Raw genomic sequence first — 23,058 nt, 5'->3', positions numbered from 1 at the left:
TCAGTTGCAATGTCACATCTTCCCATTCATTTTTACCCTTCGGTTAATATGAAAATGGACATTCTGATGCAACTGCGTAACACCTCCCGGCGCTACGGAATAATATCCATAGGTTTGCACTGGATATTTGCTATTGCCGTCTACGGTATGTTTGGCCTTGGACTCTGGATGGTCACGCTCAGCTATTACGACGGCTGGTATCACCAGGCACCGGAGTTACATAAAAGCATTGGCGTTCTCCTGATGCTGGGTCTGGTTTTTCGCGTGATCTGGCGACATATTTCCCCGCCGCCCGCGGCGCCGAAGACCCACGGCAAATTTACCCGCGTCAGTGCCGTTGCCGCGCATATCGCGCTCTATGCGCTGCTCTTCGCCATTCTGATCAGCGGCTACCTTATCTCAACGGCGGACGGTAAGCCGATTAGCGTCTTTGGCCTTTTTGACGTCCCGGCAACGCTCAGCGATGCGGGCGCTCAGGCTGACACCGCCGGGGTCGTTCACCTCTGGCTTGCGTGGGGCGTCGTGATCCTGTCCGTGCTGCACGGGCTTGCCGCCCTCAAACACCATTTTATTGATAAAGACGATACGCTAAAGCGCATGCTTGGCCGCTCGTCAGTTGACTCTGGAGCATAAAATGAAAAAACACCTGCTGGGTATCGCCCTGGGTTCTCTGTTATTCACCGCCGGTTCCGCCGTGGCGGCTGATTATAAAATTGATAAAGAGGGCCAGCACGCTTTCGTCAATTTCCGTATTCAGCACCTGGGATACAGCTGGCTGTACGGTACCTTTAAAGATTTTGACGGCACATTCACCTTTGACGAGAAGAATCCTGCCGCCGATAAGGTCAACGTAACCATTAATACCAACAGCGTGGATACTAATCATGCTGAACGTGATAAACATCTGCGCAGTGGGGAATTCCTCAATGTCGGGAAATACCCGCAGGCTACCTTCACCTCCACGGAAGTGAAAAAAGAGGGTGATAAGCTGAATATTACCGGCAACCTGACGCTTAACGGCGTAACAAAACCGGTCACGCTGGATGCTAAATTACTGGGTCAGGGTGACGATCCGTGGGGCGGTAAACGCGCAGGTTTTGAAGCGGCGGGTAAAATTCACCTGAAAGATTTTAATATCACAACGGATTTAGGCCCGGCGTCTCAGGACGTTGAGCTGATTATTTCCGTTGAAGGTGTACAGCAGAAATCATAATAGATTCGCCCGGCAGGCTTTCGCCGTGCCGGGCGTTATTATCATTCCGGGTCAGGGATACCCAGTTTGGTATTCAGACGGCCGCGTGATTTATTGAAAATCTTGTTGCCGTTTTCACGTCCTGCGCGACGGCGACGCTGCTCTTCTTCCGGCAGGATGCTCTCTTCGCTGCACAGTTCGCTACAGCAGCCGTTAAACTTCTCGGCACAGGCCGGGCACTGAATGAACAGCAGATGACACCCGTCGTTTTTGCAGTTGGTGTGGGTATCGCACGGTGCGCCGCACTGGTGGCAGTGGGCAATAACGTCTTCCGAGATACGCTCACCCATACGCTCGTCAAAGACAAAGTTTTTCCCGATAAAGCGCACCGGTAAACCCTGCTCGCGGGCGCGGCGGGCGTACTCGATAATGCCGCCTTCAATATGCCAGACCTTATTAAAGCCGTTGTGCTTCATCCACGCGCTGGCTTTCTCACAGCGGATACCGCCGGTGCAGTACATAACGATCTTTTTATCTTTATGTTCCTGCATCATCTCAACCGCTTTGGGCAGCTGCTCGCGGAAGGTATCGGCCGGGATTTCCATCGCGTTCTCGAAATGCCCCACTTCGTATTCATAGTGGTTACGCATATCAATGAACACGGCATCCGGATCGTCCAGCATCGCATTCACTTCCGCAGCCTTGAGATATTCACCGACATCCGCCGCGTTAAACGCAGGATCGTCGATACCGTCCGCCACGATGCGTTCACGCACCTTCATGCGCAGCACCCAGAAGGATTTCCCGTCATCGTCCAGGGCAATGTTCAGGCGCAAGCCGTCGAGGGCCGGATCGAACTGATAAAGACACTCGCGGAAAGCGCTGACTTTGCTTTCCGGTACGCTAATTTGCGCGTTGATGCCTTCACGGGCAAGGTAGACGCGGCCGAAGACGTTCAGGGCCGTGAACGCCTGATAAAGCGCATCGCGGGTCGCCTGCGGATCGTCGATCGTGAAGTATTTATAGAAAGAGATGGTTGTGCGCGGTTCGGTTTCAGCCAACATACGCGCTTTCAACATCTCATTCGACACGCGGTTGTGTAACACTGGCATGGTGTACAGTCCTGGAATCGTTAGAGAGAATTAAAAATCGGTCGGCATCATATAGCAAACAAAACCAATTTACATCCCCACAATTTACGCTACATTTCACACACCCTGATTAATCAGGCTTAACAATTGCTGTATTCGTGCACGCTTCGAAAGCAGATATTTTGGCTATGTCTCAAAAAATGAGACACTAGCAAAACAGGACGTTTGAACACAGGAAAGACATGACCCAGTTACCAAAATTTACTGCCGCCCTTTTGCATCCCCGCTATTGGTTGACCTGGCTTGGCATCGGCTTTTTATGGCTTCTGGTACAGCTTCCCTACCCTGTTATTTTTCGGTTGGGTAAATTTCTGGGCCGCTTCGCGCAACTTTTTATGAAGCGTCGCGCCAGAATCGCGTACCGCAATCTTGAGCTGTGTTTTCCCCAGATGAGCGAGCCAGAGCGTCACGATATGGTCGCGAAGAATTTCGAATCCGTCGGGATGGGGCTCATGGAAACCGGTATGGCGTGGTTCTGGCCGGACAAACGCATGGCCCGCTGGAGCGAGGTGACGGGAACCGGCATGGAGCCTGTGCATACGCTTCAGGCCAACCAGACGGGCGTTTTGCTGATCGGCGTTCATTTCCTGACGCTGGAAATCGGGGCGCGCATGTTCGGCATGCAGGCGCCGGGCATTGGCGTTTATCGTCCTAACGATAACCCGGTCATCGATTTAATCCAGACCAACGGCCGCATGCGCTCCAACAAAAGCATGATCGACCGTAAGGATCTGAAGGGGATGATCCGCGCGCTGAAATCCGGTGAAGTGGTCTGGTATGCCCCCGACCACGACTATGGCCCACAGGCCAGCGTATTTGTCCCCTTCTTCGCCGTTGAAGAGGCCGCCACAACGACCGGTACCTGGATGCTGGCGCGGATGTCTAAAGCTGCCATCGTGCCTTTCGTCCCTCGTCGTAAGCCGGATGGTTCAGGCTACGAGCTAATGATGCTGGAACCGGAGCTTGCGCCACCGCTTGACGATGCGGAAACCACCGCGCGCTGGATGAACAGCGTTGTGGAGAAGTGCATCATGCTGGCGCCCGAGCAGTATATGTGGCTGCACCGCCGTTTTAAAACGCGTCCACAAGGCACGCCGTCCCGCTATTAATCCCCATGCGGTCTTCAGGGCCGCATGCCGTTTTAGCTTTAAAAGCTCCTCGTCATTGCGGCAATCATAACCCAGGCGCATAATTAGCAGGCTTATTACTTTATGCTTCAGGTGCTCTGCACCTCATTATGCGGATAGTTATGTCACCCTCAGATGCCCCCATAAACTGGAAGCGTAACCTCGCGGTTGCGTGGCTTGGCTGTTTTCTTACCGGCGCGGCCTTTAGCCTGGTCATGCCCTTCCTGCCGCTCTACGTCGAACAGCTTGGCGTAACGGGCCACAGCGCGCTCAATATGTGGTCCGGTCTGGTATTCAGCATCACGTTTCTCTTTTCCGCGATGGCCTCGCCCTTCTGGGGCGGCCTTGCCGACCGCAAGGGACGTAAAATCATGCTGCTTCGTTCGGCGCTGGGGATGGCCATTATCATGGCGCTGATGGGCGTGGCGCAGAACGTCTGGCAGTTTCTGATCCTGCGCGCGCTGCTGGGCCTGCTGGGAGGATTTATTCCCAACGCGAATGCCCTGATAGCCACGCAAATCCCCCGCCATAAGAGCGGCTGGGCGCTAGGAACACTCTCCACCGGCGGCGTGAGCGGTGCTCTGCTGGGACCGCTGGCCGGCGGATTACTGGCGGATAACTACGGCCTGCGGCCGGTCTTCTTTATCACCGCCAGCGTGTTGTTCCTGTGCTTTATCGTCACCCTGCTCTGTATCCGGGAAAACTTCACGCCTGTCGCCAAAAAAGAGATGCTCCACGCCAGAGAGGTGCTGACCTCGCTCAAAAATCCCAGACTGGTGCTGAGCCTGTTCGTGACGACAATGATTATCCAGGTGGCTACCGGGTCGATTGCCCCTATTCTGACGCTGTACGTTCGCGATCTGGCGGGTAACGTCAGCAATATTGCGTTCATCAGCGGGCTGATTGCCTCCGTGCCCGGCGTGGCGGCGCTGCTGAGCGCCCCGAGGCTGGGTAAACTGGGAGACCGCGTTGGTCCCGAGAAAATCCTGATCTTCGCGCTGGTCATTTCCGTCCTGCTGCTTATCCCGATGTCTATGGTGCAAACGCCATGGCAGCTGGGCGTCCTGCGCTTTTTACTGGGTGCCGCTGATGGCGCGTTGCTGCCCGCCGTACAGACCCTGCTGATCTACAACTCCACGAACCAGATCGCCGGGCGTATTTTCAGCTATAACCAGTCATTCCGCGATATCGGTAACGTCACAGGACCGCTGCTCGGAGCCGGGATCTCCGCCAGCTTCGGTTTTCGCGCCGTCTTTATCGTGACGGCGGGCGTCGTGCTGTTTAATGCCATCTATTCATGGTTCAGTCTATCCCGCGCGCTGCGGCCCGTGACGGAATAAGACGAACGCCTGATAGCTTATTTTCGCATTCATACTTGCAGAATCTTATATTCAGCTATTCTTTCCCTGAAACCTTCTGGAAAACAGGGAGACACCAATGACCATGTACGCCACGCTGGAAGAAGCTATTGATGCCGCTCGTGAAGAGTTCCTCGCCGACAACCCCGGCGTTGAAGAAGAAGATGCTGACGTGCAACAGCTTAATATCCAAAAATACGTTCTGCAGGATGGGGATATTATGTGGCAGGCCGAATTCTTTGCCGATGAAGGTGAAGAAGGGGAATGTTTGCCGATATTAAGTGGTGAAGGTGCGCAGGCCGTCTTTGATGGCGACTATGACGAAATAGAACTTCGGCAGGAATGGCTGGAAGAGAATACCCTGCACGAGTGGGATGAGGGGGAGTTTCAGCTCGAGCCGCCGCTGGATACGGAAGAAGGTCAAACCGCAGCCGACGAGTGGGACGAGCGTTAATTTACGCTATTCGTAAGGGCCGTGGCTGGCATCGATCGGCAGCAACAGCGTGTCGAAAATCAGCGAGAACGGCAGATCGAGCACGGTCAGGTAGCGCCACGCGGAATCACGAAGATCCCATTTCACGCCCGGGTAATACTGATTTCCGTGGCCCTGCCCTGGAATGGTGCGACTGATAATACTGCCGCAGCCGCTGAGCAGGCATGCAATCATAACGACGATGATTATTCTCATCTTTAACCTCTAAAAAAATACCGGCGATTAAGCCGGTATTTTATCTGGCGGGTGGCGCTTCGCTAACCCGCCTTACTTAACTGCTTACTTCGCCTTCAGAGCGAGCGGATTCAGCTTCACGTCCTTATAGTAGTTCACCCACGAAGAGTATTTCTCCGGAGCGGACCACACGCGGTAGTGAAGACGCGCCATTGTCACCGGGTCGCTCAACAGCACCAGACGACGGTCGCGGTTGAGTTTTTCCGGGGTCTCGTTAAGCGCCTGCTCAACGTGACGATCGCGGGCAATCTCCAGCACTTGGCTGGCACGGTGACGCGCGGTTGCCATTGCCGTCGCCAGGGCGTTGAATGACGGGTTAAACACGGCGTGCATGAAGCCGTCATCTAGCGAGCGACTGCGGTTCTGTTCCAGGTAACGATCGGTATCCACCAGCACCTGCGGCGGGGAATACTCTTCCGGGATCAGGAACAGCTTCCAGCGTTTGGTTCGCAACCCCACCGTTGAACGGCTGGAAATCACGGACACAAACGGCGACAGGATCAGCGAGAAGACAATCGGCGCCAGCCAGAACAGGAAGCGCAGATCAAGCCACGCCATCCCGGCAGCCCACACCAGACCCAGCAGCAGCTGAGAACCGTGGCGCATAAAGGCTTCACCCCACGGCGTGGAGTCGTCGTCACGCTGCGGTGAGTTCCAGACCACTTCCCAGCCCAGGAACGCACTGACCACAAACACGGTGTGGAACAGCATACGTACCGGCGCCAGCAGGACGGAGAACAGCACTTCCAGCAGCAGTGAAAGGGTCACGCGGAAGAAACCGCCGTACTCTTTCGAGCCTTTGCACCAGATCAGGATGATGCTGAGCAGCTTAGGCAGGAACAGCAGCACCATGGTGGAAGCAAACAGCGCAATCGCCAGCTCCGGACGCCACTGCGGCCACACCGGGAACAGCTGCCGCGGTTGCAGGAAGTATTGCGGCTCCGTCAGGGCATGGACAACCTGCAGCGCAGTGGAGAGCGCGAGGAACATAAACCACAGCGGTGCGGAGAGATAAGACATCACGCCCGTCAGGAACACCGCGCGGTGAACCGGGTGCATCCCTTTTACCAGGAACAGGCGGAAGTTCATCAGGTTACCATGACACCAGCGGCGGTCACGCTTAAGCTCGTCCAGCAGGTTCGGCGGCAGCTCTTCGTAGGATCCCGGCAGGTCGTAGGCAATCCAGACGCCCCAGCCAGCACGACGCATCAACGCCGCTTCTACGAAGTCATGCGACAGAATAGAGCCGGCAAACGAACCCTCACCCGGCAGCGGCGCCAGCGCACAGTGTTCAATGAACGGCTTCACGCGGATAATGGCGTTATGGCCCCAGTAGTGCGACTCACCCAGCTGCCAGAAGTGCAGACCGGCCGTAAACAGCGGCCCGTAAACACGGGTGGCGAACTGCTGGCAGCGCGCATAAAGGGTGTCCATTCCGGACGCTTTTGGCGAGGACTGAATGATACCGGCGTTAGGGTTGGCTTCCATAAGACGCACCAGACCGCTCAGGCAGTCTCCGCTCATGACGGAGTCAGCATCCAGCACCACCATGTAGCTGTACTGGTTACCCCAGCGACGGCAGAAGTCATCGATGTTGCCGCTTTTACGCTTCACGCGACGACGGCGGCGACGGTAGAAGATCTGGCCTTCGCCCTGCACTTCTGCAATCAGCTCCATCCACGCTTTTTGTTCCGCCACGCAGATATCCGGGTTGTAGCTGTCGCTCAGGATGTAAACGTCGAAATGCTCCGCGTTGCCTGTCGCCTTCACGGACTCCCAGGTCGCACGCAGGCCCGCAAATACGCGGTCAACGTCTTCGTTACAGATAGGCATAATCAGCGCGGTACGGTGCTCGGGATTAAGGGGTTCATCCCCGACTATTGACGCTGAAATGCTGTATTTGTCACGCCCCATCAGCAATTGCAGGAAGCCCATCAGCGCGGTCCAGAAACCGGCCGAGACCCAGCAGAAGAGGACCGCGAACAGCAGGAGAATGCCGCTCTGCAGGATATACGGCAACAGCTGCATGAAGGAGACCCAGAGATCCTGGCCCATCATGTCCGTCGGGTTGATAAACGCCCAGCCCTGGTAAGGCAGGATAGTTTTCATGTACCAGGTCGCGACGACCGTCTGCGCCAGCGTCAGAAGCAGCAGGATATAGCGACGGATTGTCCCCACGGTACGCCATTTCTGTTCGGACGCCTGCTCTTCTTTCGTCAGGCGCGACAGATAGCGCGGCGTCACATCACGCCCGCGCAGGCGATCCCAGAAGCGGCCCACCGGGTTGGTGCGCCATGGGTCGGGGAACATAGAGGAACGCGTGGCCTTCGGCATCGCCTGAAGCTGATCGCGTCCTTCATCGTCTTTAATCAACTGCCCTTCCGCCAGCGAGTCCGGCCAGGCCTGCTCCAGACGCGCCTTGACTGACCCGAGCGGCGTATCATCATCACGGGAAAACGTATGATGTTCACCATCCAGCGCGGTGTGAACCGCGCGGATGTCGCTCTTTGGCAGTGCCGCTTTTTCGATATCCGTCAGCGGCATGGCATCAATATATTCAGATGTATTATTCATTGGCAGGTAGCTGATAGCTCCAGGTTTCACTCAGCGGCTGATCGTTACTGACCAGCGCAGCACGCATTTCAGTGGTCTGTTTCGGATCTTTCACTTTCACGCGCAGGGTCAGACGCCAGCCTTTGGTTACCGGGTTGTAACGCACGGTATTCTCAACGATCTCACCGTTATCACCGATGCTGGCCTGAGCGGCAACGGCGGTGTCCGGCGACAGTTTCTTCATATCCTGGCCTGTGAAGTCCACGACAAACGCCACGGTACCGTCAGGCTGACGGATAAGATTAGACTGCTTCACATCACCCGTTGAGCGGCGAGTCTGCATTACATACGCGTTATCCGGCGCATGCAGCTTATCTTCGTCGCGGCTGAAGGTAATGGTGTACTTGAAGTTCATCTCTTTACCGGCTTCCGGCAGCTGATCCGGCGTCCAGTAAGCGACGATGTTATCGTTGGTTTCGTCGTTGGTTGGAATCTCTACCAGCTCGACCTTGCCTTTACCCCAGTCACCGTTTGGCGTGACCCAGGCGCTTGGACGCTGGTCATAGCGATCGTCCAAATCTTCAAAGCGGGAGAACTGACGACCACGCTGCAGCAGGCCAAAACCTTGCGGGTTTTCCATTGCGAAGCTGCTAACCGCCAGATGTTTCGGGTTATTCAGCGGACGCCAGATCCACTCACCGTTGCCGGCATGAATAGACAGACCGTTGGAGTCGTGCAGTTCCGGACGGAAGTTGGTAGCCGGTGACGGCTGGTTCGGCCCGAACAGGAACATACTGGTCAGTGGCGCAACGCCCAGTTTGCCCACTTTATCACGCAGGTAAACCTTGGACTGCACGTCAACTACCGTGTCACGACCCGGCATAATTACAAAGCGATAGGCACCGGTTGCACGCGGGGAATCCAGCAGCGCATAAATGGTCAGACGCTTATCCGTTGGCTTTGGACGTTCAATCCAGAACTCACGGAAACGCGGGAACTCTTCACCTGATGGCAGCGCGGTATCAATAGCCAGACCACGCGCAGAAAGCCCGTAAACCTGCCCCGCGCCGATAACGCGGAAATAGCTGGCTCCAAGCATGCTGACGATTTCGTCGTTTTTATCTTTGCTGTTGATCGGGTAAAGCACCTTAAAGCCTGCGAAGCCCAGGTCTTTCACCGTATCTTTGTCGTGTTGCACATTGCCAAAATTGAAGTAATCCGGGCTGTACTTGATCTTACGTACCGCGGTTGCCGTCACTTCATTGATGGCAACAGGCGTGTCGAAGTACATACCCTGATGATAAAATTCAAGCTTGAACGGGGTTTTAATATTGCTCCAGTACGCTTTGTCGTGATTGAACTGGATCTGCTGATAGTCCGCATACTTCATGTCGCGGAAAACGGAGGGCAAGTTACTTTTCGGCGCTTCGTAGCTCTTGCCTGCCATCGATTTTGCCTGTTTTGCGACATCGTCGATGTTAAAGGCCAGTGCCGATGAGGTATACAGTGATAACACCACTGCAGCACCCAACCAACGCATTTTCATCATCTGTGGTTTATGTTTCATAATAAGTAAGCACTTCCCCCTTTGTGTGCTTATATCGATCCGATCCATTTTAATGGAAACTCAGGCAATCCGACAACATTATCACTGCTTTGTTCAGCTGCTGGCTCATGGAATAAGCAAATGAAAGAACCCGCTATTCACTTTGCGTGCTTATCCTGGAGACAGGGTGTCGGTCTTGGTGTAGGGTTGGCTTCGAATGTAACCATTATGAGTCTTAGGGATAAGACGAAAAGTCTGAGAATGCACAACGTTATATGAGCACAACACCAACAGAACGTGAATATTTCCTCGACTCGATCAGGGCCTGGCTGATGCTACTGGGGATCCCCTTTCACATTTCGCTGATTTACTCAAGCCACACCTGGCATGTGAATAGCCAGATGCCCTCCTGGTGGCTGACGCTGTTTAATGACTTTATTCACGCCTTCCGTATGCAGGTATTCTTCGTCATATCCGGCTATTTTTCTTACATGCTGTTTCTGCGATACCCGCTCAAGCGCTGGTGGAAAGTGCGCGTAGAGCGCGTGGGGATCCCCATGCTGACCGCGATTCCACTGCTGACGCTGCCTCAGTTCATTATGTTGCAATACGTTAAAGGCAAAGCGGAGAACTGGCCGAATCTGTCGCTGTATGAAAAGTACAATACGCTGGTCTGGGAGCTGGTGTCTCACCTGTGGTTCCTGCTGGTGCTGGTGGTGCTCACAACGGTGAGCCTGTTGATTTTCAGCCGCCTGCGCCACCGTCTGAGTACAAAAGCCGACATCTTCTTCGCCAACGTTACGATGGGCAAACTGTCAGTGCTCTTCTTGCTGTTGGGGATTGCCTATGCCGCCGTGCGACGGACGCTGCTTATCGTCTATCCGCCGATTTTGAGCGACGGGTTATTTAATTTTGTGGTGATGCAGTCCCTGTTCTACATTCCGTTCTTTTTAATCGGCGCGCTGGCCTTTATTCATCCGAAGCTTAAATCGCTGTTTGTCACCCCGTCACCGTGGTGCGCGCTGGGGGCAAGCCTCGCGTTCGCGGCCTATCTGCTGAATCAGCGCTACGGCAGCGGCGACGCCTGGATGTATGAAACGGAAAGCGTGATCACTATGCTGCTGGGGCTGTGGATGGTGAATGTGGTATTCGCGCTGGGCCACCGCTTGCTGAACTTTAAGTCCAGCCGCGTGACCTACTTCGTTAATGCATCACTGTTTATCTATCTGGTGCATCACCCGTTGACGCTTTTCTTCGGGGCTTACATCACACCGCACATCGCCTCCAACACGCTGGGCTTCTTTACCGGGCTGGTGTTTGTTGTAGGGGTGGCAATCGTACTCTACGAAATCCATCTGCGGATCCCGCTCCTGCGCTTCCTCTTTTCAGGAAAACCACAGGCAAAAGCCTCATAAATCACGCGGCGCATCAGATGCGCCGCGTTTGCATCAGCTCTCCAGTTCTTGTCTGCGCTGAGTCAGAAGCCGCTGATAAAGATGCGTGGTGTCGTCGTCGAAACAGACAAAAATCACCTTCTCTGGCAGCGGTTTTAGCGACAAATAGCGGTAAACCGTTTCAACGGCGATCGTTGCGGCAGCAGCCTTAGGGTAACCATACACGCCGGTGCTGATGGCCGGAAATGCCATCGTTTTATAACCGTTGTCGGCGGCCAGTCGCAGACAGTTCCGGTAAGCCTCTTCCAGAATACTCGCTTCGTGCTGATCACCGCCATGCCAGACCGGCCCTACCGCGTGAATTACCGCTCTCGCAGGCAGATTGCCCGCCAGCGTAATCACCGCGTGACCGGGAGGACATTCGCCCTGCTGTTGCCGCACGGTTTTACAGGCTTCCAGCAGCTGCGGTCCGGCAGCCCGGTGGATAGCCCCGTCCACGCCGCCTCCCCCCATCAGGGAGGGATTGGCCGCATTGACGATAACGTCGACGTGCACTGTCGTAATATCGCCATGAATAATTTCAATTTGCGGTTTCATAAAGCCCCTCTGCAACCCGCCATTTTCTTAAGTGTATCGCAGAGGAGACCGGGAGAAAAAACTATCAGAAAAAATCCTCATCCACCGCAGGGCGGGAGAGCGCGCATTAGCGATACTGGATTTCAACAACCGCGAGCGTTTTTTCAGGATTAAGGTATTTCATATTGAGCGTTGCCACGTTTGAGTCGCTCACTTTCCCGCTAAGCGCCTCTTCATAGCTGACCATACGCGTTTGCATACGGTTATTATCTGGACATGACATGGCAAACTGTTGCTTCTGGGGAGTGACTTCACAGGGGTCGGCAACAATAGCACCGCGGAAATGAATGACACCGCCGTCAACAACCGTGGCCGAATAAGCCGGGATACTCAAAGCAGAAACGACCAGACCCAGACCTGCCATGAGTCGAGCAAAATAGTTGTTCATTATAGGTACTCCTCAATGAAAATCGTCCATGAGGGGTAAACGCGCTTCATTTATTATTGCAAACGAAGTTTCACGTTACGGAACATAACGACCTGGTCCCTGATATCAGCATAGCTCAACGGCCCAGACCCGCCACATTCACAACCTATTGATTTAATGGGTTTTCATAGCGAACGTTCCGCTGGCGACCACTGTTGTGATAAATGTAGCGATTTACCGTCTGAAACGGTGACAACGATTTTTACCGTGTCTCCCGCATTAATATTTAAACTCAGGCGCATTAAATCAATCGTCTGATTAGCGGGTATAAAAAGGGTGTTTTGCTGCCGGGAAGAACTTTGTCCCCCCTGCCCTTCTCGCACAGAAACAATCTGAACCTGACAATCACACGACTGCGCCAGAGTGACCTGAGGAACAATGGTGGTCATATTTTCCTGCTGTGACGTTTTGAAGGTTATCTGGCTGGAAAGCGCGGCGAGTAGAATTAAGGTATTCATGATGAACTCCCGAAAAAAAACAGGGCTGATGCCCTGTTTTTTTGTAGCACAGATTTCAGTATCAGTACTGATGAGCTGACGCGTGGTTACCAAAACCGATCTGGGTAACGTTAACAGTCGAGTTGGACGCAGTCTGGTCTACGAGTGCACCGTTAAAGCCGCCGGACTGGCTAACGTTCATAACGGATTTTTTACTGTTCCACTGATCAAGTGTCGCACTGTTGCCAAAACCTTTCTGGGTCAGGTTGATTTTGCTGTCATCAGAGCCCTGACCAACGTCAGCACCGTTAAAGCCGCCTGTCTGGCTAATATTCAGGACGGAATTTCTGGCGTCTGTCTGCAGGGCAACCGCGGAGTTACCGCCACCGTTCTGATAAATATTCAGGGTTGAATTTGGGCCACTATATCCACCATGACCATGTCCATGACCCCATCCGCCCTGATTAATAGAACCCGCCATAGCACTACCAGAAACTACGATTGCTGCAAGTGCTGCCACTTTGATAAATTTCATGGTAAACCCCCATCGGATTGATTAAAGTCGTCGCGAACGCGCTAATGTTGAATAACGTTAATCGCCATTTGCGACTGTTTCTGCACTACAACTGCGGTTTTCTGCGTACCGTACTGCGTAATATTTGCTCTATTACCCGACCCTTTCTGGATAATTTTCGCGCTATTACCGTATCCATCTTGCGTAATACCTGCATCATTCCCGTTACCGCTCTGATCGATCCAGGCTAAATTGTAACTCCCTGATTGATCAACTCTCGCTCTGTTACCCGCCCCATCCTGAGATACAATGGATAAGAGTCTTGAACCGTCCTGGCTAACCTCAGCGTTATTGAAAACGCCCCGTTGACCAATAATGGCTGCCTGATTGAGTGATGAAAGACTTAATTCGTTAACCGCAAAGTTATATTCAGCATTTGCCAAATCTGAATTCGCTGCGGTTACAAATCCAGGCGCACCCAGTAATGTAAACATCATAATTAACGATGTGTTTTTCATGTTGTCACCCTGGACCTGGCTATTTAATCACGCCATAACCCTATAACAATGCTACTTGTTAAAACGACTCGTATTGTGTTAACGCGTCGTTACGGTGAAGAGTATGTCCGCTGAAACATTTTAAATATCTCACCCGCGCGGCTTATTTTTATTTATCGGCTCACCACAAAGTCGTAATTTACATCAAAAATCACTTTAATCAGGTCAGCTTATATTTTTTATTAAGCAGGTCTTGCGATCGGGTTGTACAACGGGATGAAGGCTGTCCAGGCGTCATCCCGCGTTGTTTAAACGTAACGGCTGGAGATCATTTTTCTCAGTGCGTGACACGACGCCTGTTTTCTTAAGCCAGGCAGCAGCCCATTCATGGGCTTAGAAATAATCTGAAACTCATACTTAATTACTGCTGCGTAAAAATAACAAATAATCTCAAAAATCAATTACATAAAAATATTTGTATGATTTTTAAAATCTGTGCACATCTATTTATATGTACAACTTTTTCATCAATTATTCCCATTAACAACAGGTAGTTTTCACAAATTAATATTGATTTTTACATTCTGTTACACGTTTAACACTTGCTTTAAACTTCGTAAAAGCTAGATTGAAATTAGATGTACGAAATTGGTTTTATATTTACCTCCCTGTGGAGGTTATGGTCTGATTCTACACACAGCAGTGCAACATCTGTCAGTACTTCTGGTGTCCTCTAATAAACAGGAGGACAGCTGCCAGGTGCCAAAAAAAAGTGGGGTTTCATCATGTATAATGAAGTCCATAGTTTACATGGTCATACATTACTGTTGATCACAAAACCTTCTTTGCAAGCGACAGCGTTATTACAACATTTAAAGCAATCTTTATCACTGAACGGGAAATTGCATAATATTCAACGTTCTTTTGATGATATTGCACCTGGCAGCATCATTCTTTTCGATATGATGGAAGCTGATAAAAAGCTTATCCATTACTGGCAAGATATTTTAAGCAGGAAAAACAATAATATCCGCGTGCTATTGTTGAATACGCCTGATGAATATCCTTTCAGAGATATTGAAAGCTGGCCGCATATCAATGGCGTGTTCTACGTCACGGAAGAAGAAGACCGGGTGGTAGAGGGGCTGCAAGGTATATTACGCGGAGAGTGTTATTTTTCGCAAAAGCTTGCCAGCTATCTCATCACGCACTCTGGAAATTATCGCTATAACAGTTCAGAGTCCGCGCTGCTCACGCACCGTGAGAAAGAGATCCTGAACAAGTTACGCATTGGTGCTTCAAATATTGAAATCGCCCGTTCGTTATTTATCAGCGAAAATACGGTAAAGACGCACCTTTATAATCTTTTCAAGAAGATAGCTGTTAAAAACCGAACTCAGGCTGTTTCGTGGGCAAACGATAACCTCAGGCGTTAATCACATGAAGCGCACGTTGAGTTGGATCGCCGCAGCGAGTTTCCTGCTCGCTGCCGGGAATCTGAAGGCCGTCGAGGTCGAAGTTCCCGGATTGTTAACAGACCACACTGTCTCATCGGTCGGGCACAGTTTTTACCGTGCCTTCAGTGACAAATGGGACAGTACCTACACCGGAAATATAACAATCAACGAGCGGCCCAGTGCACGATGGGGAAGTTGGATAACAATAACGGCTAATCAGTACGTTATTTATCAAACGTTTTTATTCCCGACCAAAATAGACTTCGATAAAAACGTAGCCTTAGCACTGGCACAATCAGAAGACGCTATTAATCGCCTGCAAATAGATAAAGCCCTATTAAGCACCAGCGATTTAGCAAAAGACGAGTTCTAGCGAACCGATATGCGGAGGCTGTCATGCGTATTGCATATGCAGTTGTTTCGATAATGCTGATAACACCCATAAGCTGGGCCGGAAACATGACGTTTCAGTTCCGTAACCCTAACTTTGGCGGTAACCCTAATAACGGCGCGTTCCTGCTGAACGAAGCCCAGGCGCAAAACTCCTATAAGGATCCCAGCTTAAAGGATTTTAGCGTTGATACCCCGTCCGCACTGGACAACTTCACTCAAGCTATTCAGTCGCAGATTTTAGGGGGGTTACTGACCAACATTAATACCGGTAAACCCGGCCGCATGGTGACCAACGACTTTATCGTTGATATCGCCAATACTGACGGACAGCTTCAGTTGAACGTGACCGATCGTAAAACCGGAAGAATCTCCACCATTCAGGTTTCCGGTCTACAAAGTAATTCAACTGACTTTTAAACAATAGCTAAATAAGGACAACGATCATGCAGCGCTTCCTGATATTTGTTGCAGTGTGCTTATTGAGCGGTTGTTTAACTGCTCCACCTAAAGAAGCTGCAAAACCGACATTAATGCCTCGGGCCCAGAGTTATCGTGATTTAACGCATTTACCTTCACCTACGGGGAAAATATTTGTCTCCGTATACAACATTCAGGATGAAACCGGGCAATTCAAACCTTACCCGGCAAGTAACTTCTCCACGGCTGTGCCGCAAAGCGCCACCGCCATGCTGGTTACCGCGCTCAAGGATTCGCACTGGTTTATTCCGCTGGAACGTCAGGGGCTCCAGAACCTGTTGAATGAACGCAAAATCATTCGTGCCGCTCAGGAAAATGGCACCGTCGCGGACAATAACCGCATGCCTCTGCAATCTCTGGCGGCAGCGAACGTGATGATCGAAGGATCGATTATTGGCTACGAAAGTAACGTTAAGTCGGGTGGTGCAGGAGCTCGTTACTTCGGTATCGGTGCGGATACCCAGTACCAGCTTGACCAAATCGCCGTCAACCTGCGTGTGGTTAACGTCAGTACAGGCGAAGTGCTCTCTTCGGTGAACACCAGCAAAACCATTCTGTCTTATGAAGTGCAGGCTGGGGTATTCCGCTTCATCGATTACCAGCGTTTGCTGGAAGGTGAAATTGGCTACACCTCTAACGAGCCGGTCATGATGTGCCTGATGTCAGCCATTGAAACCGGCGTGATCTTCTTAATCAACGACGGTATTGACCGCGGGCTGTGGGATCTGCAAAACAAAGCAGACGTGCAGAACCCGATCCTGGTGAAATACCGCGATATGTCAGTCCCTCCGGAATCCTGACAGGAAGCGCATAAAAAAGGCGAGATGATTATCTCGCCTTTTTTTATTCGCTCACCGCAGTGATGTTTTGCGCTTTTCCCCGTCGCGACGCCAGCCAAAGACCGCTGTTTTTCATGGCATAGCCAAACAGCAACCCCAGCGCCAGGGAGGGAACCACCAGCTTCCAGTCACCCTGCCCTGCAAAGGTCGCGCACGCCCCCATAAAGGTCCCCGGCACAAATGAAAGCAGCAGATGCTTAGCCTGGATGCACATTAAAAAGGCAACGACACCCGTCATGACGTACCCCAGCATCTCCAGATGTGGCGCCAGCGCGCTGCCCTTCATGATCACCAGCGCCCAGATAACACCGCTCATCAGCGTGCAGCCAGAGATAAAGAGCCCTTTGACGCCCCCCTGCGGACAGGCGAAATAGGCGGTGCAGCCGAGGAACCCGGCCCAGCTGAGCAATCCGAGAGACACGGCTACCCATCCCCAGAGCCCGGAGAGAATACCTGTCGTTATTGCGATACAAAGTAATATATTCATGGCGCGCATCTTAGCAGATGCGCACTATAGAAATGAGATCAGAAGCACATTACGTGCAAGTTGAAATGTTGAGTTGCAGAATTTATGTGATCTAAATCACCCTTCGTTCTCTTCTTCCAGCTCATCCCACATTGCCGCAATAGCGTCGCGGGTCAGCGGGGCCAGCGTTCTCCAGAACGGCGAGGTGGCATGCGCTTCGACTTTACCCAGGAATGTCCCGACCCACGGCAGCAGGTACGTTTCGAACAGGGTTTCGATGGCTTCATTCTCATCATCACCGGCGTTGTCTTCGATCCAGGATGCCGCCAGCAGCAGCGTACCGATATGATCGGCTGGCGTATCGCTCAGCGGCATACCGCGCGTGGAGAGGAACGCGCGGACTTCCGCTTCCGTTGCCCCGTCCTGCCAGGCTGAACGGTATGGCGAAACGCGGCACTCATCGCCAACGAACAGCGCATTGTAGTCCGTCGCAATCTGCTGCATGTCGCAGCTTTTTTGCAGACGTTCCAGTAAATCATCCTGTTCCAGCGGCCAGTTCTGCGCCAGTTTGCCTTCACGAATTAACGTAAAGAGCGGAACCAACAGCGGGTCTTGCGGCTGGCGATAATAGAGCGTACCCAGCACGCGGCAGAGGATGGAAAACTCGTTCATTTTTATGATTCCATTACACAATTAAAGATCGGCAAATTCGGCTATCGGTTCCATTCCGCGCGACTCTAGGAAATCGAGCATGCGGCGTGGGGTCACGTTCAGGATTTGCGCTTCCGGGAAGTTAACATCATTCAGCACTTTCAGGCACTCGCTGAAATCGCCCAGCGTAAACGCGGTATGAGAATCTGAGCCCAGCGCCACCATGCCACCTGCGTCACGCACGGCGGCAGCCACTTCGCGGCAGTTGGCTTCACTGCCCTTACGCGAGTGCACAAAAGAGGAGTTATTAATCTCCAGCGCCACGCGGTGCTTCGCTGCCGCCTGCGCGACAGCCTGAATATCAATCGGATACCTCGGGTTACCGGGGTGGCTGATAATGTGCACATTGCCGCTGGCAATGGTGGCAATCATCGCCGCGGTGTTGGTGTCTTTATCCTGAGGCGGGAAAACCGGCTCATGAAAACCGGCGAGGATAAGGTCAAGAGACGTCAGCATCGGGCCGGTGCAGTCGATCTCACCGTCGGTATTTTTGATGTTCGCCTCAATGCCGCGCAGTATCCCAATGCCGTCCACCAGACGTGGCCAGATCCGCATATTCACAAAATGCCAGTAGTGCGGCGCATCCGCCATGTCCGGGCCATGATCGGTGATCGCGAACAGCTTGATGCCTTTAAGCTTCGCCTGGGCGATATAATCATGGAGGTTGCTATACGCGTGGGTGCTGGCGACGGTGTGCATATGCAGGTCAACGGGATACATCTCTCTCTCCTCTGCGGTTTTTCCAAAGGATAGCAGTTATCAGCGGTGAATATTAGCAAAAACCCGGCGAACGCCGGGTTTCTCTCAGTAGCCGCGCTGTCTGTCGACCTGACCGGTGACCGCGTTACCCTTTTCCATTTCGCTGATGGTATGGGATATATACGCCACCGCTTCTGCCGGACGCGTCACGGCAGCCACGTGCGGGGTCATCGCCACGCGCGGGTGCGCCCACAGCGGGCTTTCCGAAGGCAGCGGCTCACGGCTATAGACATCCAGCATGGCGCCTTTTAGCTTTCCGCTGTCCAGCGCCTTCAGCAGATCGCCTTCCACGACATGTACCCCGCGCGCCAGGTTCATCAGGTAGCTCTGGTCGACGAGCTGATTGAGCAGGGCTTCATTGATGATCCCTACCGTTTCCGCCGTGTTTGGCAGCAGGTTAATAAGCACGCGTGTCCCTTTCAGGAATGCAGGAAGCTCATCCGTTCCGGCAAAACTCTCAACGCCCGGATAATCCTTGCGGCTGCGGCTCCAGCAGCGTAGCGGGAATCCCCACGGGGCAAGCGCTTCGGCCACTTTTGAGCCCAGCACGCCCGCACCGAGTATGCCGATCGTAAAGTCTTCGCGACGGTACTCCGGCAGCGGCTCCCAGTGGGCTCGCTGTTTAAAGGCCTGATAGTCATCGAAGCGGCGGAACCAGTGCAGTACCTGGCTCACGGCATATTCCTGCATTTGCTGGCCCATTCCGGTATCTTCCAGGCGGAAAAGGGGGATATCTTCCGGCAGCATTTCAGGGTGTGCCTTCAGTTTGCTCAGAATGGAATCCACGCCGGCTCCCAGGGCAAAAACGGCCTTCAGCTTGCGGCCCTGGAGCATTTCTACCGGAGGATGCCAGACCAGCGCATAGTCAGCATGTTCATTATCGCCACGCTTCCACTCGCGAACGCGTGCGCCGGGTAACGCCGCCGAAAGCGCCTTGATCCAGTATGCCGTATCAAAAGTGGGGTGATAGAAAAGTATATCCATAGTCATTCCTGCCTTTTATTGCGCTGATTTATTTTGCTTTTTCACTGGACGGTCAGCATAACAAATTTATAGCGCGACTGTGTTGCTGATAAAAAATACGCTTTCAGCACATTTAAGAATCATGTTGCCTGAAGTTTGTCTAAACGCGCTAAATTACTGAAAAAGTGAGTTGACGGCAGTTCGGCTTTTCCTTACATTAGCGCCCGTCCCGGCAACAACGGGATGACAATATGGTGAGGTGTCCGAGTGGCTGAAGGAGCACGCCTGGAAAGTGTGTATACGGCAACGTATCGGGGGTTCGAATCCCCCCCTCACCGCCATATTTGAAGAAGAGCTCGCATGAAAATGCGGGCTTTTTTTTTCGCATATTGCATGCCTGCGGGGGGATGAGAATCCCCGACCGGGGTTCGACAACTGGCGACAGCCAGTTGGACAGACTGAGAGCGTAGCGAACAGGCTGCCCGCAGGGCGAGCGAAGCGAGTCAATCCCCCCCTCACCGCCATATTTAAAGAAGAGCTCGCATGAAAATGCGGGCTTTTCTTTCGCATATTGCATGCCTGCGGGGGATGAGAATCCCCGACCGGGGTTCGACAACTGCCGACGGCCAGTTGGACAGACTGAGAGCGCAGCGAACAGGCTGCCCGCACAAAAACGCCGGGAGCATTTTTGAACAACGCCTGCGTTGGCCCAAAGGGGCGAGGCCCATGGATGGGCCGAGTAACCGCGAGCGAAGCGAGTCAATCCCCCCCGGCGCTATATGCAGCTCGGTGCGGCCTGAGCCCCTCACCCTGCCCCTCTCCCCAGGGGAGAGGGAAGTGTTACTCTTCCACCATCCGCGCATACTCTTCGGTCAGAAAATCCACCAGCGTCCTGACGGACGGCAGCAGGCCGCGCCGCGAAGGATAAACCGCGTGAATCACTTCCCGTCGGGGTTCCCACGCATCCAGCACCCGTACCAGTTCCCCCGTCGCCAGCTGGTCCTTGACCATCAAAATCGGCAGCTGCACCACGCCGATGCCTGCCATGGCAGCTTCACGTAGCGCCAGCATGTCGGTGGTGATCAATCGAGGATGGTAATGGATCTCCGCTTTGGCACCTCCGGGACCGGACAGCTCCCATTTATGAATATGTTTCCCCTCGTTCATGCTTAACCCGGGCCAGGCACTGAGTTCAGACGGCACGACGGGTTCTCCCATGCGTTGAATCAACGCCGGACCCGCGACCAGACAATGTCCCCTGTCAGCCAGCACCCTTAATACCAGATCGCTGTCATCAAACGGACGCGGGCGAACGCGGATCGCGATATCAACCCCCTCTCCCACCAGGTCTACCCGCCGGTTGGTCGCCTCAAGCTGAAGATTAATCCCGGGGTAGCGCGCCATAAATCTGGCCAGCATCGGACCCACGTGGACATGCAACAGAGTTATCGGGCACGTAATCCTGACAACACCGCGCGGTTCAGCCTGCAGTGCCGCCACGGCTTCCTCCGCGGCCTCGGCCTCCACCATCATCGCTTTACAGTGCTGGTAGAAGGTCTGCCCGACCTCGGTCACCGTAAACTGTCGGGTTGTTCGGTGGATAAGCCGCACGCCAAGGCGTTCTTCCAGCTGCGCTATCCGGCGGCTTAGCCTGGACTTTGGCAGATCAAGCGCCCTTCCCGCCGCCGCAAAGCCGCCGTAGTCCACCACCTTTACAAACCAGACGAAGTCATTGAGATCCTGCATAAATCCTCATCGTTCCATTTTCAGAACAGTGAATGCCATTTTCACTATCTACCGGAGTATTAACTCTGAATATAAGCTAATTACATCAACAGAACATCAGGAGTTAATCATGAAAAACGTAACAGGCGTTTATACCGCTCCCCGCCAGCACTGGGTTGGCGATGGTTTCCCGGTCCGTTCGATGTTTTCTTACCAAACCCACGGCGAGCCGCTGAGCCCGTTCCTGCTGCTGGACTACGCGGGCCCGTACACCTTTCCGGCAGATGGGGCGAAACGCGGCGTAGGCCAACACCCTCACCGGGGTTTTGAAACGGTCACCATCGTCTATTCCGGTGAAGTAGAGCATCGCGACTCCACGGGCAAAGGCGGCGTCATTGGCCCCGGCGACGTGCAGTGGATGACGGCAGGTGCAGGCATTTTGCACGAGGAGTTCCACTCCAGCGCGTTCTCGCAGAAAGGCGGAGAACTGAAAATGATGCAGCTTTGGGTCAACCTGCCGGCCAAAGACAAGATGGCGGCACCCGGCTACCAGAGCATTACCAAGGATGCGATCCCGGTCGTGACGCTACCGGATAACAGCGGTTCGCTGCGGGTTATTGCCGGTCGCTACGAGGCTGTAACCGGCCCGGCGCACACCTTCTCACCGCTCAAAGTCTGGGACATCGCGCTGAACCTGGGAAGCCATCTGACGCTCAATCAGCCCGAAGGCTGGAGCACCGCGCTGGTCGTGCTTGAAGGCAACACCACGGTGAACGGTACAACGCAGGCGGGTGAAGCCCAGCTGGTCGTTTTGAGTCAGGAAGGCGACAAACTGCACCTGGAGGCGAACAGCGATGCCAAAGTGCTGCTGATGGCCGGCGAGCCGCTGAATGAACCCATCGTGGGCTATGGCCCGTTTGTGATGAACAGTAAAAGCGAAATCAACGAAGCCATTCGTGATTTTAACTCCGGCCGCTTCGGCCAGATCTGAAATTAATAAAAGGAGAAGATAATGTCTACACCTGCGAATTTTAATGGCGCACGTCCGGTTATTGATGTGAACGATGCGGTGATGTTGCTTATCGATCACCAGAGCGGTCTGTTCCAGACCGTTGGGGATATGCCAATGCCGGAACTGCGTGCCCGTGCGGCTGCGCTGGCAAAAATCGCGACTCTGGCGAAGATCCCTGTGATCACCACCGCGTCCGTCCCGCAGGGACCGAACGGACCGCTTATCCCGGAGATCCACGCCAACGCGCCGCATGCGCAGTATGTTGCCCGTAAAGGCGAGATCAACGCCTGGGATAACCCGGAGTTTGTTGCTGCGGTGAAAGCGACCGGGCGCAAGACGCTGATTATCGCGGGCACTATCACCAGCGTCTGCATGGCCTTCCCGTCAATCAGCGCGGTGGCGGACGGCTATAAGGTGTTTGCGGTGATTGATGCCTCCGGCACCTACAGCAAAATGGCGCAGGAGATCACCCTGGCGCGCGTGGTGCAGGCCGGTGTGGTTCCGATGGATACGGCGGCGGTGGCCTCTGAGATCCAGAGAACCTGGAACCGTGAGGACGCAGCCGAGTGGGCTGAGGTGTATACCCACATATTCCCGGCTTACCAGCTGCTGATCGAAAGCTACGGCAAAGCACAGGAAGTAGTTAAAAACAGCGAAGTGCTCGATTCACAGCGTTAATTACCCGTGCTGCGACAAG

26 protein-coding genes, 1 tRNA gene and 1 other RNA gene are annotated in these 23,058 nt (G+C 53.4%); 14 read left to right on the top strand and 14 right to left on the bottom strand.

Annotated features, from left to right (window positions below):
• The first annotated feature begins 66 nt into the window (after positions 1-66).
• A complete protein-coding gene (locus LBF07_RS19725) occupies positions 67-633 on the top strand; it encodes a cytochrome b (RefSeq protein ID WP_094934969.1) in 567 nt (188 codons plus the stop codon).
• A 1-nt stretch (position 634) separates the two neighbouring features.
• On the top strand, positions 635-1,213 hold the full coding sequence (locus tag LBF07_RS19720; protein ID WP_033145193.1) for a YceI family protein: 579 nt from the start codon (positions 635-637) through the stop codon (positions 1,211-1,213).
• A 41-nt stretch (positions 1,214-1,254) separates the two neighbouring features.
• On the opposite strand, the gene LBF07_RS19715 is transcribed toward LBF07_RS19720, so the two are convergent.
• Positions 1,255-2,304 carry a rhodanese-related sulfurtransferase gene (locus LBF07_RS19715; protein ID WP_094934954.1) on the bottom strand — a complete coding sequence of 350 codons (1,050 nt, stop codon included), beginning with the start codon at positions 2,302-2,304 and terminating at the stop codon, positions 1,255-1,257.
• Between the two features lie 221 nt (positions 2,305-2,525).
• Between LBF07_RS19715 and LBF07_RS19710 the strand changes: the two genes are divergently transcribed.
• The 3 genes from LBF07_RS19710 to LBF07_RS19700 all read left to right on the top strand — a co-directional run bounded on the left by LBF07_RS19710 (position 2,526) and on the right by LBF07_RS19700 (position 5,282).
• Entirely contained in the window at positions 2,526-3,452 is a 927-nt protein-coding gene (locus tag LBF07_RS19710; protein WP_023311120.1) for a Kdo(2)-lipid IV(A) acyltransferase, read from the top strand.
• Positions 3,453-3,592: 140 nt separating this feature from the next.
• Entirely contained in the window at positions 3,593-4,810 is a 1,218-nt protein-coding gene (gene mdtG, locus LBF07_RS19705) for a multidrug efflux MFS transporter MdtG (protein WP_094934953.1), read from the top strand.
• Positions 4,811-4,907: 97 nt separating this feature from the next.
• Positions 4,908-5,282: a MysB family protein gene (locus LBF07_RS19700; protein ID WP_023311118.1), complete on the top strand. Its 375-nt coding sequence runs from the start codon at positions 4,908-4,910 to the stop codon at positions 5,280-5,282.
• 6 nt (positions 5,283-5,288) lie between these two features.
• Here the strand turns inward: LBF07_RS19700 and LBF07_RS19695 are convergent, their stop codons facing one another.
• The 3 genes from LBF07_RS19695 to mdoG form a co-directional block, all read right to left on the bottom strand.
• Positions 5,289-5,516 (bottom strand): YceK/YidQ family lipoprotein, encoded by a 228-nt coding sequence (locus tag LBF07_RS19695; protein WP_094934952.1) that lies wholly within the window; start codon positions 5,514-5,516, stop codon positions 5,289-5,291.
• Between the two features lie 84 nt (positions 5,517-5,600).
• On the bottom strand, positions 5,601-8,129 hold the full coding sequence (gene mdoH, locus LBF07_RS19690; protein WP_094934951.1) for a glucans biosynthesis glucosyltransferase MdoH: 2,529 nt from the start codon (positions 8,127-8,129) through the stop codon (positions 5,601-5,603).
• Positions 8,122-9,675, bottom strand: a complete 1,554-nt coding sequence (mdoG, locus tag LBF07_RS19685; RefSeq protein ID WP_021240787.1) for a glucans biosynthesis protein MdoG — start codon at positions 9,673-9,675, stop codon at positions 8,122-8,124. Before mdoG ends, mdoH begins: the two co-directional genes overlap by 8 nt.
• A gap of 254 nt (positions 9,676-9,929) precedes the next feature.
• Between mdoG and mdoC the strand changes: the two genes are divergently transcribed.
• On the top strand, positions 9,930-11,069 hold the full coding sequence (gene mdoC / locus LBF07_RS19680) for a glucans biosynthesis protein MdoC (protein WP_094934950.1): 1,140 nt from the start codon (positions 9,930-9,932) through the stop codon (positions 11,067-11,069).
• Positions 11,070-11,102: 33 nt separating this feature from the next.
• On the opposite strand, the gene ymdB is transcribed toward mdoC, so the two are convergent.
• From ymdB to csgB, 5 genes are all read right to left on the bottom strand, one after another.
• Positions 11,103-11,645 carry an O-acetyl-ADP-ribose deacetylase gene (gene ymdB / locus LBF07_RS19675; RefSeq protein ID WP_023311113.1) on the bottom strand — a complete coding sequence of 181 codons (543 nt, stop codon included), beginning with the start codon at positions 11,643-11,645 and terminating at the stop codon, positions 11,103-11,105.
• A gap of 106 nt (positions 11,646-11,751) precedes the next feature.
• Complete coding sequence (locus tag LBF07_RS19670) at positions 11,752-12,072, bottom strand: type 1 fimbrial protein (protein WP_094934949.1); 321 nt, start codon at positions 12,070-12,072, stop codon at positions 11,752-11,754.
• A gap of 164 nt (positions 12,073-12,236) precedes the next feature.
• On the bottom strand, positions 12,237-12,569 hold the full coding sequence (csgC, locus tag LBF07_RS19665) for a curli assembly chaperone CsgC (protein WP_033145185.1): 333 nt from the start codon (positions 12,567-12,569) through the stop codon (positions 12,237-12,239).
• Positions 12,570-12,630: 61 nt separating this feature from the next.
• Positions 12,631-13,083, bottom strand: coding sequence for a curli major subunit CsgA (gene csgA, locus LBF07_RS19660; RefSeq protein ID WP_039261729.1), 453 nt, complete (start codon positions 13,081-13,083; stop codon positions 12,631-12,633).
• 41 nt (positions 13,084-13,124) lie between these two features.
• Positions 13,125-13,580, bottom strand: coding sequence for a curli minor subunit CsgB (csgB, locus tag LBF07_RS19655; RefSeq protein WP_033145183.1), 456 nt, complete (start codon positions 13,578-13,580; stop codon positions 13,125-13,127).
• Between the two features lie 764 nt (positions 13,581-14,344).
• Between csgB and csgD the strand changes: the two genes are divergently transcribed.
• Genes csgD through csgG form a run of 4 tightly spaced genes read left to right on the top strand, consistent with a single transcriptional unit; the run spans position 14,345 to position 16,686 of the window.
• Positions 14,345-14,995: a biofilm master transcriptional regulator CsgD gene (gene csgD, locus LBF07_RS19650; RefSeq protein WP_021240790.1), complete on the top strand. Its 651-nt coding sequence runs from the start codon at positions 14,345-14,347 to the stop codon at positions 14,993-14,995.
• 4 nt (positions 14,996-14,999) lie between these two features.
• Complete coding sequence (gene csgE / locus LBF07_RS19645; RefSeq protein WP_033145182.1) at positions 15,000-15,389, top strand: curli production assembly/transport protein CsgE; 390 nt, start codon at positions 15,000-15,002, stop codon at positions 15,387-15,389.
• A gap of 23 nt (positions 15,390-15,412) precedes the next feature.
• Positions 15,413-15,826, top strand: coding sequence for a curli production assembly/transport protein CsgF (gene csgF / locus LBF07_RS19640; protein WP_008500846.1), 414 nt, complete (start codon positions 15,413-15,415; stop codon positions 15,824-15,826).
• Between the two features lie 26 nt (positions 15,827-15,852).
• Entirely contained in the window at positions 15,853-16,686 is an 834-nt protein-coding gene (gene csgG / locus LBF07_RS19635; RefSeq protein ID WP_025755858.1) for a curli production assembly/transport protein CsgG, read from the top strand.
• Positions 16,687-16,729: 43 nt separating this feature from the next.
• Here csgG and LBF07_RS19630 read toward each other — a convergent pair whose 3' ends face one another.
• The 4 genes from LBF07_RS19630 to ghrA all read right to left on the bottom strand — a co-directional run bounded on the left by LBF07_RS19630 (position 16,730) and on the right by ghrA (position 19,645).
• Positions 16,730-17,212, bottom strand: coding sequence for a DUF1097 domain-containing protein (locus LBF07_RS19630; protein ID WP_075203910.1), 483 nt, complete (start codon positions 17,210-17,212; stop codon positions 16,730-16,732).
• A 96-nt stretch (positions 17,213-17,308) separates the two neighbouring features.
• On the bottom strand, positions 17,309-17,863 hold the full coding sequence (locus LBF07_RS19625; protein ID WP_094934948.1) for a molecular chaperone: 555 nt from the start codon (positions 17,861-17,863) through the stop codon (positions 17,309-17,311).
• Between the two features lie 21 nt (positions 17,864-17,884).
• Positions 17,885-18,622 (bottom strand): phosphatase, encoded by a 738-nt coding sequence (locus LBF07_RS19620; RefSeq protein WP_033145179.1) that lies wholly within the window; start codon positions 18,620-18,622, stop codon positions 17,885-17,887.
• Between the two features lie 84 nt (positions 18,623-18,706).
• Positions 18,707-19,645, bottom strand: a complete 939-nt coding sequence (gene ghrA / locus LBF07_RS19615) for a glyoxylate/hydroxypyruvate reductase GhrA (RefSeq protein WP_094934947.1) — start codon at positions 19,643-19,645, stop codon at positions 18,707-18,709.
• Positions 19,646-19,877: 232 nt separating this feature from the next.
• Here ghrA and LBF07_RS19610 point away from each other — a divergent pair.
• A tRNA-Ser gene (locus LBF07_RS19610) sits at positions 19,878-19,965 on the top strand.
• 45 nt (positions 19,966-20,010) lie between these two features.
• Positions 20,011-20,148: non-coding RNA, RtT sRNA (locus tag LBF07_RS19605), on the top strand.
• 316 nt (positions 20,149-20,464) lie between these two features.
• Here the strand turns inward: LBF07_RS19605 and LBF07_RS19600 are convergent.
• A complete protein-coding gene (locus LBF07_RS19600) occupies positions 20,465-21,370 on the bottom strand; it encodes a LysR family transcriptional regulator (RefSeq protein WP_094934946.1) in 906 nt (301 codons plus the stop codon).
• A 109-nt stretch (positions 21,371-21,479) separates the two neighbouring features.
• Here LBF07_RS19600 and LBF07_RS19595 point away from each other — a divergent pair, with 109 nt between their 5' ends.
• Complete coding sequence (locus tag LBF07_RS19595) at positions 21,480-22,340, top strand: pirin family protein (protein WP_094934945.1); 861 nt, start codon at positions 21,480-21,482, stop codon at positions 22,338-22,340.
• Between the two features lie 21 nt (positions 22,341-22,361).
• Positions 22,362-23,039, top strand: coding sequence for an isochorismatase family protein (locus LBF07_RS19590; protein ID WP_025755865.1), 678 nt, complete (start codon positions 22,362-22,364; stop codon positions 23,037-23,039).
• Positions 23,040-23,058 lie beyond the last annotated feature (19 nt).

This window comes from Enterobacter cloacae complex sp. ECL352 (assembly GCF_020149545.1).
In the GTDB taxonomy this organism is placed as follows: Bacteria; Pseudomonadota; Gammaproteobacteria; order Enterobacterales; family Enterobacteriaceae; genus Enterobacter; species Enterobacter asburiae_B.
This window is presented reverse-complemented; position numbering and strand designations above follow the sequence as displayed.

What these genes read in the sequence shown, in the direction of transcription:
- mdoH (WP_094934951.1), bottom strand. Translation starts at nt 8,129, where the DNA reads ATGAATAATACATCTGAATATATTGATGCCATGCCGCTGACGGATATC.
- LBF07_RS19725 (WP_094934969.1), top strand. Translation starts at nt 67, where the DNA reads ATGCAACTGCGTAACACCTCCCGGCGCTACGGAATAATATCCATAGGT.
- csgC (WP_033145185.1), bottom strand. Translation starts at nt 12,569, where the DNA reads ATGAATACCTTAATTCTACTCGCCGCGCTTTCCAGCCAGATAACCTTC.
- LBF07_RS19720 (WP_033145193.1), top strand. Translation starts at nt 635, where the DNA reads ATGAAAAAACACCTGCTGGGTATCGCCCTGGGTTCTCTGTTATTCACC.
- LBF07_RS19625 (WP_094934948.1), bottom strand. Translation starts at nt 17,863, where the DNA reads ATGAACGAGTTTTCCATCCTCTGCCGCGTGCTGGGTACGCTCTATTAT.
- LBF07_RS19700 (WP_023311118.1), top strand. Translation starts at nt 4,908, where the DNA reads ATGACCATGTACGCCACGCTGGAAGAAGCTATTGATGCCGCTCGTGAA.
- csgF (WP_008500846.1), top strand. Translation starts at nt 15,413, where the DNA reads ATGCGTATTGCATATGCAGTTGTTTCGATAATGCTGATAACACCCATA.
- LBF07_RS19590 (WP_025755865.1), top strand. Translation starts at nt 22,362, where the DNA reads ATGTCTACACCTGCGAATTTTAATGGCGCACGTCCGGTTATTGATGTG.
- ghrA (WP_094934947.1), bottom strand. Translation starts at nt 19,645, where the DNA reads ATGGATATACTTTTCTATCACCCCACTTTTGATACGGCATACTGGATC.
- LBF07_RS19715 (WP_094934954.1), bottom strand. Translation starts at nt 2,304, where the DNA reads ATGCCAGTGTTACACAACCGCGTGTCGAATGAGATGTTGAAAGCGCGT.
- csgG (WP_025755858.1), top strand. Translation starts at nt 15,853, where the DNA reads ATGCAGCGCTTCCTGATATTTGTTGCAGTGTGCTTATTGAGCGGTTGT.
- mdoG (WP_021240787.1), bottom strand. Translation starts at nt 9,675, where the DNA reads ATGAAACATAAACCACAGATGATGAAAATGCGTTGGTTGGGTGCTGCA.
- LBF07_RS19670 (WP_094934949.1), bottom strand. Translation starts at nt 12,072, where the DNA reads ATGAACAACTATTTTGCTCGACTCATGGCAGGTCTGGGTCTGGTCGTT.
- csgE (WP_033145182.1), top strand. Translation starts at nt 15,000, where the DNA reads ATGAAGCGCACGTTGAGTTGGATCGCCGCAGCGAGTTTCCTGCTCGCT.
- mdtG (WP_094934953.1), top strand. Translation starts at nt 3,593, where the DNA reads ATGTCACCCTCAGATGCCCCCATAAACTGGAAGCGTAACCTCGCGGTT.
- ymdB (WP_023311113.1), bottom strand. Translation starts at nt 11,645, where the DNA reads ATGAAACCGCAAATTGAAATTATTCATGGCGATATTACGACAGTGCAC.
- csgA (WP_039261729.1), bottom strand. Translation starts at nt 13,083, where the DNA reads ATGAAATTTATCAAAGTGGCAGCACTTGCAGCAATCGTAGTTTCTGGT.
- LBF07_RS19630 (WP_075203910.1), bottom strand. Translation starts at nt 17,212, where the DNA reads ATGAATATATTACTTTGTATCGCAATAACGACAGGTATTCTCTCCGGG.
- LBF07_RS19620 (WP_033145179.1), bottom strand. Translation starts at nt 18,622, where the DNA reads ATGTATCCCGTTGACCTGCATATGCACACCGTCGCCAGCACCCACGCG.
- LBF07_RS19600 (WP_094934946.1), bottom strand. Translation starts at nt 21,370, where the DNA reads ATGCAGGATCTCAATGACTTCGTCTGGTTTGTAAAGGTGGTGGACTAC.
- LBF07_RS19595 (WP_094934945.1), top strand. Translation starts at nt 21,480, where the DNA reads ATGAAAAACGTAACAGGCGTTTATACCGCTCCCCGCCAGCACTGGGTT.
- csgD (WP_021240790.1), top strand. Translation starts at nt 14,345, where the DNA reads ATGTATAATGAAGTCCATAGTTTACATGGTCATACATTACTGTTGATC.
- csgB (WP_033145183.1), bottom strand. Translation starts at nt 13,580, where the DNA reads ATGAAAAACACATCGTTAATTATGATGTTTACATTACTGGGTGCGCCT.
- LBF07_RS19710 (WP_023311120.1), top strand. Translation starts at nt 2,526, where the DNA reads ATGACCCAGTTACCAAAATTTACTGCCGCCCTTTTGCATCCCCGCTAT.
- mdoC (WP_094934950.1), top strand. Translation starts at nt 9,930, where the DNA reads ATGAGCACAACACCAACAGAACGTGAATATTTCCTCGACTCGATCAGG.
- LBF07_RS19695 (WP_094934952.1), bottom strand. Translation starts at nt 5,516, where the DNA reads ATGAGAATAATCATCGTCGTTATGATTGCATGCCTGCTCAGCGGCTGC.